This is a genomic window from Ruegeria sp. AP11 (genome assembly GCF_056535865.1).
Map to the genome: position 1 here is coordinate 420623 of NZ_JBQFJB010000002.1, position 12051 is coordinate 432673.

General features: G+C 59.4%; 12 protein-coding genes. 3 read left to right on the forward strand and 9 right to left on the reverse strand.

Annotated features, from left to right (window positions below; translation table 11 throughout):
- Window positions 1-6 precede the first annotated feature (6 nt).
- Both ACR3E4_RS19870 and ACR3E4_RS19875 read right to left on the reverse strand, forming a co-directional pair.
- The gene (locus ACR3E4_RS19870) at window positions 7-621 is read right to left on the reverse strand and encodes an HD domain-containing protein (protein ID WP_480530958.1); all 615 of its coding nucleotides are present in this window, start codon (window positions 619-621) and stop codon (window positions 7-9) included.
- The gene (locus ACR3E4_RS19875; RefSeq protein WP_480530960.1) at window positions 618-1472 is read right to left on the reverse strand and encodes a phytanoyl-CoA dioxygenase family protein; all 855 of its coding nucleotides are present in this window, start codon (window positions 1470-1472) and stop codon (window positions 618-620) included. Before ACR3E4_RS19875 ends, ACR3E4_RS19870 begins: the two co-directional genes overlap by 4 nt.
- 111 nt (window positions 1473-1583) lie before the next feature.
- Between ACR3E4_RS19875 and ACR3E4_RS19880 the strand changes: the two genes are divergently transcribed.
- From ACR3E4_RS19880 to ACR3E4_RS19890, 3 genes are all read left to right on the forward strand, one after another.
- On the forward strand, window positions 1584-2468 hold the full coding sequence (locus tag ACR3E4_RS19880) for a LysR family transcriptional regulator (protein ID WP_480530962.1): 885 nt from the start codon (window positions 1584-1586) through the stop codon (window positions 2466-2468).
- A 154-nt stretch (window positions 2469-2622) separates the two neighbouring features.
- Window positions 2623-3681 carry a catalase family protein gene (locus tag ACR3E4_RS19885; RefSeq protein ID WP_480530964.1) on the forward strand — a complete coding sequence of 353 codons (1059 nt, stop codon included), beginning with the start codon at window positions 2623-2625 and terminating at the stop codon, window positions 3679-3681.
- An 18-nt stretch (window positions 3682-3699) separates the two neighbouring features.
- Window positions 3700-5346, forward strand: a complete 1647-nt coding sequence (locus ACR3E4_RS19890; protein ID WP_480530966.1) for a peroxidase family protein — start codon at window positions 3700-3702, stop codon at window positions 5344-5346.
- 8 nt (window positions 5347-5354) lie between these two features.
- On the opposite strand, the gene ACR3E4_RS19895 is transcribed toward ACR3E4_RS19890, so the two are convergent.
- The 7 genes from ACR3E4_RS19895 to ACR3E4_RS19925 all read right to left on the reverse strand — a co-directional run bounded on the left by ACR3E4_RS19895 (window position 5355) and on the right by ACR3E4_RS19925 (window position 12019).
- Complete coding sequence (locus ACR3E4_RS19895; protein WP_480530968.1) at window positions 5355-8357, reverse strand: ATP-binding protein; 3003 nt, start codon at window positions 8355-8357, stop codon at window positions 5355-5357.
- Window positions 8358-8594: 237 nt separating this feature from the next.
- Entirely contained in the window at window positions 8595-9059 is a 465-nt protein-coding gene (locus ACR3E4_RS19900; RefSeq protein WP_480530970.1) for a putative molybdenum carrier protein, read from the reverse strand.
- A gap of 125 nt (window positions 9060-9184) precedes the next feature.
- Window positions 9185-10195 carry an energy transducer TonB family protein gene (locus ACR3E4_RS19905; RefSeq protein WP_480530972.1) on the reverse strand — a complete coding sequence of 337 codons (1011 nt, stop codon included), beginning with the start codon at window positions 10193-10195 and terminating at the stop codon, window positions 9185-9187.
- A complete protein-coding gene (locus tag ACR3E4_RS19910; protein ID WP_480530974.1) occupies window positions 10192-10569 on the reverse strand; it encodes an ExbD/TolR family protein in 378 nt (125 codons plus the stop codon). The genes ACR3E4_RS19905 and ACR3E4_RS19910 overlap by 4 nt, the downstream gene beginning before the upstream one ends.
- Before the next feature lie 4 nt (window positions 10570-10573).
- The gene (locus ACR3E4_RS19915) at window positions 10574-10900 is read right to left on the reverse strand and encodes an ExbD/TolR family protein (RefSeq protein ID WP_480530976.1); all 327 of its coding nucleotides are present in this window, start codon (window positions 10898-10900) and stop codon (window positions 10574-10576) included.
- 31 nt (window positions 10901-10931) lie between these two features.
- Window positions 10932-11588 carry a MotA/TolQ/ExbB proton channel family protein gene (locus ACR3E4_RS19920; RefSeq protein WP_480530978.1) on the reverse strand — a complete coding sequence of 219 codons (657 nt, stop codon included), beginning with the start codon at window positions 11586-11588 and terminating at the stop codon, window positions 10932-10934.
- Window positions 11585-12019 carry a hypothetical protein gene (locus ACR3E4_RS19925; RefSeq protein WP_480530980.1) on the reverse strand — a complete coding sequence of 145 codons (435 nt, stop codon included), beginning with the start codon at window positions 12017-12019 and terminating at the stop codon, window positions 11585-11587. Before ACR3E4_RS19925 ends, ACR3E4_RS19920 begins: the two co-directional genes overlap by 4 nt.
- Window positions 12020-12051 lie beyond the last annotated feature (32 nt).

Below are 12051 nucleotides of genomic sequence, written 5' to 3' on the forward strand. Positions count from 1 at the left end.
TTACTTCTATTTTCCAGCTAGCTGTTCGGGCAGATTGGTGATCTCGCCTTCCCGGATCACAGCCGGATCATAGGCTTTGCGCCCAAACACTTCGCGGACCATGGGTTCGAAGGTTTCCATCGGTTCCATGGCATAGCCAGGGTCAAAGCTGGATTGGTCCCAATGTTCGCAGAAGGCAGCACAGGTGTCGAACAGCGGATGATCGCGATGACGGTCACGTGCATTACGATCCCATCCATAATGGTGCCCGTAATAGAGCGACTGGAAGATGCCGTGATGTTCTATGGTCCACGAGACTTCCCACCGAACGAACGGGCGGATCACCTCGGCGGACATGCGGTCATGGTTCTGTGGGGCCAGGCCATCGCCAATATCATGCAGCAGTGCACCAACCACCCAATCGACATCGACGCCGTCCCGCATGGCGCGGGTACCCGATTGCAGCCCGTGTTGCAGGCGTGTGATCGGATAGCCTTCCAGGGTAACCTCGCCTGCGCGGCGCAGTTCCTCCAGCACCCGGTCTGCGGTCAGCGCGAGAAAGGGCTTTTCAAGACGTTCAAGCAGCTCGTAATCCTCTTTGGTGCCGTCTTTCATGGCTGTGAAGCTGACCGTTTCGCTCATTTGCTGTCTCCTGTAGCGTAAAGTCCGACTGCCTGATCCGCACCAGCGGCGAGGGTCGATGCCTGACCCTCCAGTATTTTTTGATAAAGTGCCAGATCGGTAGGATGAAACAGGCCGCGCGGCCCTGCAATGCAACTCCAGCCGCCCGCCGGGGTTTCGCCACGCACCGGCATGGCCCAATCCCGACCCGGTGCGTGATCGCGCACCGCAGGTGTCACATAGCGGATGGCCAGACCGATGCGGCGGTCATCGCTGCCATTGGCACCCGAGGCATGAAAGCATCGCCCGTGGTGCAAAGACATCTCACCGGGTTTCAGCGGGCCGTGCTGTGCCATGTTTTCGTCGATCCCCGCGATGGATTGCCCGCGCGACAGCAGGTTGTCCGCGTCGAAGGTGTCGTCATGTTCCGCGATCCCGCCCTTGTGGCTTCCGGGAATGAAGCGCATGCAGCCTGCTTCGACCGAAACGTCTGACAGCGCGATCCAGGCCGTCACTTCGTCATCGGTTTCGCCCATCCCCCAATAGGTGATGTCCTGATGCCAGGATACGATATGGGGAGTGCGGGGTTCCTTGATGAACAGCTCGACCGACCAGACCAGCAGATCGGGGCCCAGAACGCCTTCGACCGCATCCAGAATGGCGGGTGTTCTGGCAAGCTCGGCCAAAAGGGGAATCACGACGTGGCCGTTGACACGGAAATATTGGGTCAGGTCATAGCCGCTGGCACCGGCAGCATAATCGGCCTCAAGCGTTTCGATCTGCTGGCGCAGTTCTGCGACTTTGTTTTCCGTGAACACCGGCAAGCCCGAGACAAACCCGTTTTCGCGATAGCTTTCGATATAGTCTGGCATCGAATCCCGCATCCTATCCTCCCTTGATGCTGGATTGAGCCTAATCGGCGTGAGGCTTGAGAGAAGACGTTTCTCTTGCCCCATAGGTTAAGCTGAGCTTAGCCTGCGATCATGAGCAAACGCATCCCCTCTCTCAACTGGCTTCGGGTTTTCGAGGCCGCCGCGCGGACCGGCAGTTTTGCCCGTGCCGCTGAACGTCTGGCCATGTCGCCCCCTGCGGTCAGCCAGCAGATCCGGGCGCTGGAGCAGCATCTGGGGCGGCCGCTGTTCGAACGCAAAGCCGCCGGTGTGTCACTGACCGAAGCCGGGCGCAGCTTGCTGGTTGTGGTGGGAGAGTCACTGGGCCGGATGGAAGCTGCGGCCGCTGTTTTGGCCTCGCCCCGCCCGAAACCTCTGGTCGTTGGGGTGTCGCTGCTGTTGTCCGTCGGCTGGCTTGCCCCGCGACTGCCAAGGTTTCTTGAGGCGCGTCCGGGCGTTTCGCTCGAGTTGTACTCTCTTTCCGGTCGTCCCGAAATGCCGCCCCGGGCCGTAGACTTGTGGATTGCGTTTGGCCAACCCCCTCCCGGGACTGAAGCGCATCGGCTGTTTGGCGAAATGCTGTTGCCGGTGGCGCATCCTGATTTGGCGGCACGTATCCACCGCGTGGATGATATTTATGATCACATGCTGATCGAGGTGGCGGATCATCGCAAGAACTGGGTGCATGTTCTGGGGGCGGATGTGTTGCCGGAACGGGTCAGGGTAACCCACGTCGACACCACGCTAACCGCATTGGCGCTGGCTGGGGCAGGCGGAGGGGTGGCTTTGGCGCGGCCCCCGGCCAATGATGATTTGATCCGAAAGTTCGGATTGACGCGATGTTTGCCGGATTGCGAAGTTGCAGGGGTGGAGGACTATCACCTGCTGTCGAATGCAGGTGTTCAACTTAGCCCGGACGCCGAAGCTTTCCGGGATTGGGTGATACGCGAAGCGCAGGATTGTGCGTTCGTGCCGTAAGGACGCTGCGGGTTAATCTACGCGCCGGAAACACCTGATATTTGGTAGATGGAGGAATTTGGTATATTCTAATTGAATTTAGAATTGCCATTTGTTCGGCTTACTTAGCTACAGTGACGCCGGGTTTGGTTTGTAAAGCAGGTTGATTGTTGAAATGTCCGTAAACTCTGTGCCCCCCGATCTTGTTCAGAATGTCATCGATCAGAACAAAGAAGCGGTTCCGCTCTGGAAAGGGCGCCGGTTGCGGGCGCAGCATGGACGCAGCCATGGCTGCGTGGCGGCGACTTTTACGGTGCGGGATAATCTGCCGGAACACCTGCGCCATGGACTGTTTGCGCAGCCGGATTGCTATCAGGCGGCAATTCGATTCTCGAACGGGGCACATCTTGATGACCGAGAGCCTGACGCGCATGGCATGGCGGTCAAACTGTTTGATGTGCCCGAACCCAAGCTGATCGATGAAGAGGCGCTTAAGCACTTGGGGATTGCACAGGACAGCAATGAGTTCGACTTTGTACTGGTCGACAATGATACATTTCCAAGCTACGAGCCAATAGATTATGAACGTTTGAACCGGCTGGTTGCGGCGGGTCAGGCGATAAAACACGCCAGAAACAAACGACGCGGGTGGAGCTTGCGTTTGGTTTGGGAAGGCCTGCGCGCCGCCTTCCGGGTGTTGCTGACCAAAGAAGGCAAGCGGCACGGCCAAATCGCAGCTGATTTTGCTTCGAACTACATGCATTCTCCGTTTGCTGTGCATTTCTGGTCGACCACGCCTTATCAACTGGGCTCGGATCAGATTGTCCGGTATCTGGCCCGCAGTGTTCGCCCCGAAATCCCTGCTTCCCCGGTTGATGATCCCGACGGAATCGGCCGGCACTTGCGCCAGGATGTAGCGAATGGCGAAAACCGGTTTGAGTTTTGCGTCATCGAACCGCCACGGGATGGGTCGGGGTTCGATCCGCTCGACAACCGCATCCGCTGGGCCTGCGACCCGCAGCTGGATGCGCGACTGGACCCCTATCATGCAACTGTGACGCCGGTTGCGGAAATAACAATCTCCCAGGATGCGGCATTTGACCCTTATGACGGCGATACCCTGAGTTTCTCACCATGGCGCGTCACCGCAGAACACAGGCCGCTTGGGCCAATCAATGAAATTCGGCTCAGAACCTATCTGAGCCTGGCTCGTGCCCGGTTCCCCAACCGATAACCGTCCGGAGGATTGTCGATGTTTGATCTTGATACGCTGACCGATCTTCTGTTTCAGGTGAACCGAGGGCTGGCCAGTCGCGTCGTTGCGCTGCGGCTTGCGCGGGCCGCCCGGGTACACAGGCCGCGCTCTCTGACACTGGGGGCGGATTACACCACATGGTCCGGGGTCTATTCCCACAAATGGATTGGCCGCCATCTGCCACCCGAAGACCCCTCACCGCTATTGCCACCCGAAGACGAGGTGGCCGATCTGTTCCGGCGGCGCAAGCAGATGGATGGCAGCCCGCTGACGCTTTTGTGCCCGCAAGGCTCGACGCTGCTGTTCATCTCAGCGGCGCAGTGGTTCACTGATAGTTTTCTGAGAACCTTCGGCCCTGACGGTCCTGTCGGACAGACGGACTCGAACCACGAGGTCGATCTCTGCCAGATATACGGCCTCAACGATTACCAGACCGACATGCTGCGCGAGCGGGATCCTGAGACGGGGATGCTTACGCACCGTATGGCTGTCAGAACGGATGAGAAAGGCGAGACCTGGTCGCCCAAACTGTTCCACCGGGCCGAGTTCGGAGGGGTAAAGCTTGCGCCGCCCTTTGACGGCAGCCTTGCCACCGGGGACAACGCGGGACGGCCCCTGCATGATCCCACCAAGCTGCGAAATGCCCTGAAACGCGCGCATCCCGGTCTGGACGGAGAGGGGATCAACGAACGCCTGCTCGATTTCCATGCCACCGGCCTCGACAATGGCAATGGCACCATCGGCTATATGGTCATCAACACGCTGATGCTGCGGGCCCATAACCAATTGGCTGATACGCTGTGGAACCTGAAGCGCGGGACAGCCGGGTGGGATAAGGAGAGGGTGTTCCAGACCACCCGCTGCACACTGATCGCAGTGCTGATCAAGGTGGTGATGGAAGATTACATCGGCCACATCGCCAACATGCCTTTCAAGCTTCCGGTTGGCGTCAATCGACGAGAGCGCTGGCAGCACTCGAACCAGATCGCGATTGAATTCAACCTGCTCTATCGGTGGCATTCGATGATCCCCGACAGATATTTGATCGACGGCGTTCAGGTTGGCACCGAGGGTTTTCGCTTTAACCCCCGGCTGGTTGAAGAAACGGGTCTTGAAAAGATGATCGAGTCGCTATCGCGCCAGACCGCCGCGCGGATATCCTTGCGCAATACGCCCGATTTCATGTTCGAGAAACCCACGCCGGACGCCCCGGCACCGGTCGAGGCGACCATTGCGCTGACCCGTAAGGCGCGGCTGCCATCGCTGAATGCTTATCGCCACCATTTCCAGCGCAATCCGCATATCAGCATTGCGGAACTGGTCGGCGATCAACCCTTTGCGGACGAGTTGGTGGCCGATCTCAGCCGTCTCTATGGTAATGTCGACAGGGTCGAGCTGTTTCCCGGGCTATTTGCCGAACAGCACAAGGGCACCGTCATCATGGGGGATCTGATGACTTCGATGGTGGGCTATGATGCGATCACGCAACTGATGAACAATCCGATGGTGTCCAAAAACCTTTATTCGGAAGAGACCTTCTCGGATCGTGGCTTCGAAACACTGCAGCGCACATCGACTTTCGCCGATGTAGCGGCGTTCGTAGGTTTGAAGCCCGATGATTGTGTACTGGGCCGCAGAAGCTAGGCAATATTTCAGTCGGTCAGACCGCTGATTTCCAGCTCCGCGATACGGTCGCTGATGTCGGTGTCGGTCGGATGGATGCACGCCAGATCGGTCAGCGCCCGCAGCTCATACAGCCTTGCACCTTGCTCATGCGCAATGGATATGGCCTTGCGCAACGTTGCATCGGCCGCGTCGACCGGCCCGCCTTTTTCGAGCAGAAGCGCGGCTTGAATTCTGCGCAATTCGGGCTCGTAATTTCGCTCATCGGTCGATTTGGCGCAGGCGAGCCCGGTCTCAGTGGCGGCCAGTCCTTTGTCAATCTGCCCTAACGCAAGATGACCTCGCGCCAGTTCAGTGTTCACCAGAACGCCCGCCGCTTCGGCCCCGGTTTCGCGCATCTTTTGCCAGGCTGCTTCCAGTAAGTGAACACCGTGTTCGGCATTGTCAGCGCGAATTGCCGAACCGGCGAGATGCGCAATGGCAACCGCCCGGTAGTAGGGGCCGCCATTGTCGCGTACAGCTTCATCAAGCATTTTGGCCACGCGCGGATAGTCCGGATGATCAAGTTGCATGTGTATCTCTGTCATCCAATGCAGGGCATTCGCCACCATCAGCGGTTGGCCAAGCGATCCGGCGGCGTCGACGGCGGATTTGGCCCCGGCAAGTGCCGCCTCGGTCTGACCCTGAAAACTCTGGACCAGAGCGGTCATGGCCTCGATCTGCACCATCGCCGCCACATCCAGTTCATTTCCAGCCTCAGCCGCATGGGCCTTTGCGTGGGTGGCGGCTTGGTCCAACGCCTCGGCGGCCTCGCAAAACTGACCGCGCGGACAAAGGGTTGCGCCGCGAATATAGTTGCCGACCATTCTGGTGTGGTGGTCTTCGTATGTATCTATCATCTCGGCGCCCAGGCGTTCTGCGCTGTGATAATCGCCTTTGACCATTGCCGCCGTGAACAGCCCGCGACCGGCCCGAACTAAGGTGCGCCGATCATCGAGCTTCTTTGCCAACTCGAAGCTTCGGGTGAACGCAGCAATGGCGGCGTCCGAGCCATAGCCGACCCGCACCCGCTCGGCTGCGGCCAAGAGAAATCGCAGACTCAGTTCCGCCTCGTCGCGACGTTCGGGCGGCAGCGATTCCAATAGCCGCAATCCGGCTTCTGCCTGCTGCGCCCCTTCGCTGTTGGCATGGCGTCGCAAATTGTGACGCGCCGCCTCGATCCATGCTGCCACCGCGCGGGTGGCAGAGCCTGCAAGTTCCCAATGACGCGCAATCATTTCAGGTTGCCGCGCACCTTCGGGCTGAGCGGCCAGCGCCTCGGCTGCGCGTTGGTGCAGATAAGATCGGCGGTCCCGGACAAGGCTCTGATAGGCGGCCTCGCGCACCAGTTCGTGCCGGAAGCGCCAGTTCTGACCGCGCCGTGCCCCGGGTCTGAGAACGGGCTGCAACATGCCGTCGGCAGCGAGGCGCGAGATGGCCTCTTCAGCGTCCGCTTGGCTGAGGCCGCTGATATGGGACAGCATGGAGGCGTCAAACGCGCCCCCGATCACAGCGGCCTCGACCGCTGCGCGGCGTAGATCTCCGGCGGCGTCGACTTGTTGGGCCAGAAGATCGTGCAATGTGGTCGGAATATCGCTCGCAGAACGATCCGGTGACGCAGCGATTGCAACGGCGCATTCTTCGATGAAAAGCGGCACACCGTTGCTGCGCGCCACGATCTGCGCTGTGGTGTCCTGATCCAGCTTCGCGCCGGATGCAGCGTTGGCCAAAGCAGCAGCATCGTCGGCGCCCAGCGGTTCAAGGCGCATATGCCCGTGCGTCGGGAGCTGTGTCGCCAGGGTCGGGGGTACTTCTTCGCGCGATGCGATCAAAATCAGTATCGGCAGTTCGATCAGCTTTTCGGCCAGATTTCGCAGAATCGAAATGGTCGAGGGATCGGCCCATTGCAGATCCTCGATCACAACCATGAAAGGGCCGTCATTGCTGAACTGTTGGAAGACGCGCAGTACGATTTCACTAATCTTTTTGCGCAGTTCATCCTCGCTGGTCGCGCCACAATCTCCGGGGCCGGGGGCCAGAACGAAGAACAGTGTTTCCAACTGTGAGCTGTCCAGAATTTCGGACAGATGCTGCGTCAACCGGTTGCGCCGCGTATCGGTATCATCACCATTCTGAATACCGCACCATCGTTCAACCTGAGTGGCAAACGGGTAAAACGGCGTGTTCATGTGGAACGGGCTGCAATGATAGGTTACCCAGGCTCGCGGTTCTGCGGACTTGCGCATATCGCGGATCAGACGGGATTTACCGATCCCTGCTTCACCCATCAGATGGATGATCCTGCCGCGCCCTTCCTTTGCGTCGAACCAGGCACACATTAGTTGGCTGCGTTCGTCATCACGCCCGAACAGAGGTGATCTGTCCTTCAGACGAAGTGAAGCTTCGGCCTCACCCGCCAGACGATAGACCGGCACCGGATTATCAAACCCGGCTAGGGCGTGCGTTCCCAAGGGCTCGAATTCCAGCTGGCCTGCGCCAAGCGTCCGCGCTGCGCCGGAAACCATCGTCTCACCCGGCGCGGCGAGGGATTGCAGCCGCGCCGCCAGATTGAGCGTCGATCCGAATATGGCATCCGGCTGAACGTTCGAGCCTAGCGCAATATCACCCACCAGAACGACGCCTGAGGCCACTCCGATACGGCAGCTCAGGTCGACCGGGCCGTTCAATGCGGCAAGATCGGAGTGTATTCGCAATGCAGCGCGCAGCGCGCGTTCCGCATTGTTTTCCGAGGCGGCGGGCCAGCCAAAGACGACAAGCATCCCGTCACCGACAATCTGCAACACTTTGCCGTTGAACTCGGCTGTGGCGTGTTCGACCAGCTTTTGATAGCGCAATGTTGTCGACAGAAGGTCTTCGGGTTCGAGCGTTTGGGCAAGCACGGTAGAGCCGACAAGATCGGCCAGCATCACCGTCAGATGGCGATGCTCCATTCCGTCCAGATCGGTTTCTGAGCCGGGCGTGTTCACAGCCATCAGCCGCCCCTGACGTCGCCGCAGGCCACCATATACCAAATGACGTGGCTGCTGAGCCCAAGCAGACCTGGAACTGTCGTCATGCCCCCCATTTAAGCCTCACAACTGGTAACCCCCCTTCGCGTCATTGGCCAGAGTCGCGAAGTTACGGGCAAGCCTATAGGATAGCGCGCGAATTGGCTATGTCTGGCTGTAGGGCGTCGCGAAACATTTCGGGTGTCCGATTAAGGGACCAAGTCAGCTGCTGAGCAATAATAAGTTTCGCCGCAGCACCTCTGCCACCTTCGCACCTATTCCGGGTGCCTCAGATGCGCGTGGACCTGCAATGTTCAAGACACCGACAGGATTCGCAAGCAACCACTCTTCGACCTCATGTGCGCATAGCTCTGCACCTTTCCGAAGATCGACTACCAGAAGAGGTTTGTCAGCGTTGGAGGCAAATGCAACCGTTTGCTGCGTGCCCGGGCTGGATGAGCCATCGATAAAGACAAGTGTGGCATCACCCAAGCCGACATTCAGCCGGGTTCTCTCGATCACATCTTCGGACCGCGTTTCGGTCAGGTTCTCGAAAACACAGGGTATCCGGCCAAGCTCATTCACGCGGCCCCTTGGCACCCAACCGCCGTAAGAGATTCCGTTTGCCCGGGCAAATTCCAGCGCGGCCATGTCTACACCGGTCTGTCCGCCTGATATGATCTTCACGGCCTTGTTCCTGTTCATGACGTCCAGCAAGGGTATGTCGAGATAGGTGGTTCGTAAACTGTCGGGAATCGCCTGAGAAAGAGTACGGGCAGCTATGCTCTGCGCGCGGGCCTCAAACAGGATCCTTAGCCATTTTGGTAATAGAAGGACAGTTTTCGGCTGACGCCGCCCGGCGGCAGCGGGAAGGGAGCGGCGCGACGGATTTGTTCTTTTGCGGCCCGATCGATCTGGGGTGAGCCCGAGCTGTCGGTGATCTCGACCCAGGCCAGCGATCCATCGGGGTCGATCTGAAAGAATACCCGCGCGAAGCCGCGTACGGAAACATATACCGCCGGGGTTCGGTTCAAATGCACCAGTACCTGCCCGGCATAGTTGGTGGTGTTTGAATTGCCCGGCCCGCGCCCGCCCGACTGACGCTGACGATCTCCACGGGTAAAGGCATCTGTTCCCTGACGCCGGAATGTTGTCAGCGGAGACTCGATCAGTTGCTGTGGAAACCGAAGTTCTGCGAACTGGTCAGAACTGTCGGCGGCACCCTCGGGCGTATCGTTGGGCGTTCGATCGGGCAGGCGCGGGCGAATGGACTCCGTCACCGCTTGTTCCGAGATGGGGGTCTCAGCTTCCTCCTCGGGCTCGACCGCAGCTATGACCGGAGGGGTAGGGGCCTCGGCCTCCACCGTTTCAACCTCCGTCGCCGGTTCGCCCGGCGGAATTTCTGCTACGGTATCGACCGAAGATGGCTCGGCGGTTTCTATATCAGCGCGGGAGGGCTCGTCGCTGTCGGACGGGTCGGCGGGTTCGGCGTCCTGAGGCTCAATGACATCCGGCTGCACGATCTCGGCTTCGCCGAAATCGGGTGCGAATACACGTTGCGGATCCTCAGAGGCGACAAGCGCCTCGCTGGTGGGGATCTCGGCCTCGACGGGTTCGGGGGATTCGGCTGGTTCTGGCGCAAACGGCTCGTTCGGCGTTTCGGCGAGCTCTTCAAAACTGTTGCTGAGGTCCACCACATCGGCATTGCCTTGTGCGGCAGGTGGCCCCGGTTCAACGGGTCCGGTCATGCCCAGCCCCAGCAAGTGCACCAGCAGGGATACCAGAACGGCCACGACGGCAACGATGACCGAGCCCCGGATCATTCCAAAGACCGCTCGGTCACAAGAAAGACCGCAGGGGCACCATTGCGGCGCAACTGACCTGTGACCTCAATCAGTCGCGAGCCGGGTGCATCGCGATCCGGCACGATCCGTACCGGCTGCTCTCCGTGGTTGGCCATAAAGGCCTCGGGGTTGGTTTCTGCGCCGCGAAAGCTGAGGGTTCCGTCCTTGTGCAAAACCAGCGCATCGGGCGGTTCGCGCCCCTCCAGTTCGGATGTATCGACGAGGTTCAGATCGGGGTCCAGCGGCGGGGCGATGGTGCCGGTGATCAGGAAAAAGATCAGCATCAGGAAAACGACGTTGATCAGGGCTATGGTTGAATCGCGTTTGCGGCGAGGGGCGGTATGGCGGATCATCGGCCTACTCCAGCACCAGAATGCTCAGACCGTCGCGCCCGCGCAACCGGACCAGAACGTCCGTCAGCCGCTGGGCCGTGACATCCTGAGCGAGGCTGACCAGAACCTGCCCGGTTTCGATCTCACGTTCCAGATCATCCAACGTGATCTGAGTGCCGTTCAGCACCAGACGCTCGGCCTCGAGTTGCAGGAAGACACGTTCAGAGGGTTCGCTGGTCTGTGCATTTCCGCCGGTTGTACTGCTAAGCTCGATCTCGCCGAACTTCGAGAAGGTCGAAGACAGCATGAAAAACAGCAAAAGCAGAAAGATCACGTCGATGAGCGGTGTCATCGACAGGGATCGCCGGACAAATGGCGCACGGTTACGCATGTTCCGGCACGGCTGAGGAAGCTTCGGCTTCCGGGGTCAATTGCCCCGGAACCAGCACGGTCCGCAATGCTTTGTCGGCAAAGACCCGCTCGCGCGCGGTGCGGCTTTCGAACCAGGACAGCACCATTGAAGTTGGCATTGCGACCGCAAGCCCGACCGCCGTGGTGATCAGCGCCACCCAGATGCCCCCGGCCAGCAGGGATGGGTCAACCGAACTGCCCGCCTGCTGCAGGCTTTGGAAAGCTTTGATCATGCCCAGAACCGTTCCGAACAAACCCAGCAACGGTGCCAGTTGGGCCACGGTGTCAAGCAGGCGGAAGCCACGCTCGAGCCCGGCCAGCGCCAGTCCGGCCTCGGCATCCAGACGGTCATCCAGACCGGGCAGGTCGGGCGCATCCATGGCCGCGCTTACCAATGGGGCCAGATAGCTGTGGCTTTTGGCCAGCCGGGCCCGCGCCGTTTGGCGATCACCTTTGTCCCATGCTGCCAGCGCCTGGGACAACACCCTATGACGCCCGACCCCGGTCACTGCGAACTGCCAAAGCTTGTACAGCGTAACCGCCAGCGCCAGCACCGACATCACGATCAAAACCGCCACCACAGGCCCACCCAGGGCCACGATCTGGCGCAGTGCCTCAAGTGCATTCATCCCAGTAGCTCCACGTCAAGACGGCTGTTAAGCTTAAGCTCATTCATACAGATTTCGCTGTCGGATCCGCCGGCAATGCAGCTGTTTGCACCATTGATCAGCATGCGCCCGATGGATGTGCAATTCAGATTGGGCAAACTGAACTGGCGCACTCTTGGTCGATCCGACGGTAAATCGCGAAAATCAAACAGCGCCAGCCTGTCCACGCCACCTGAAGTGTTGAATATGACGGCTTCAAATTTTGCTTTTTCGATCTCTTGTCCGGTTTGGTTCTGAACAAAAAAGATCAGATTGCAGGCGCCGTTCCCGTCCTGCAGCGTGTTGAGCTCTATCAGCAGCCCGGTTGGGGTATTTTCGGTGCTCTGTGCATGGGCCGGTAATGAAGAGGAAAGGGCCAACACGACAGCCAGACCGAAGCGATGAAACAACATAAGCGGGCTCCTGATTGCTCAGTGCTGAGATA

Bases quoted from the DNA above. Each gene is read 5' to 3' on its own strand.
- ACR3E4_RS19870 (WP_480530958.1), bottom strand. From the start codon at position 621: ATGAGCGAAACGGTCAGCTTCACAGCCATGAAAGACGGCACCAAAGAG.
- ACR3E4_RS19880 (WP_480530962.1), top strand. From the start codon at position 1,584: ATGAGCAAACGCATCCCCTCTCTCAACTGGCTTCGGGTTTTCGAGGCC.
- ACR3E4_RS19920 (WP_480530978.1), bottom strand. From the start codon at position 11,588: ATGAATGCACTTGAGGCACTGCGCCAGATCGTGGCCCTGGGTGGGCCT.
- ACR3E4_RS19910 (WP_480530974.1), bottom strand. From the start codon at position 10,569: ATGATCCGCCATACCGCCCCTCGCCGCAAACGCGATTCAACCATAGCC.
- ACR3E4_RS19890 (WP_480530966.1), top strand. From the start codon at position 3,700: ATGTTTGATCTTGATACGCTGACCGATCTTCTGTTTCAGGTGAACCGA.
- ACR3E4_RS19885 (WP_480530964.1), top strand. From the start codon at position 2,623: ATGTCCGTAAACTCTGTGCCCCCCGATCTTGTTCAGAATGTCATCGAT.
- ACR3E4_RS19895 (WP_480530968.1), bottom strand. From the start codon at position 8,357: ATGGCTGTGAACACGCCCGGCTCAGAAACCGATCTGGACGGAATGGAG.
- ACR3E4_RS19925 (WP_480530980.1), bottom strand. From the start codon at position 12,019: ATGTTGTTTCATCGCTTCGGTCTGGCTGTCGTGTTGGCCCTTTCCTCT.
- ACR3E4_RS19915 (WP_480530976.1), bottom strand. From the start codon at position 10,900: ATGACACCGCTCATCGACGTGATCTTTCTGCTTTTGCTGTTTTTCATG.
- ACR3E4_RS19875 (WP_480530960.1), bottom strand. From the start codon at position 1,472: ATGCCAGACTATATCGAAAGCTATCGCGAAAACGGGTTTGTCTCGGGC.
- ACR3E4_RS19905 (WP_480530972.1), bottom strand. From the start codon at position 10,195: ATGATCCGGGGCTCGGTCATCGTTGCCGTCGTGGCCGTTCTGGTATCC.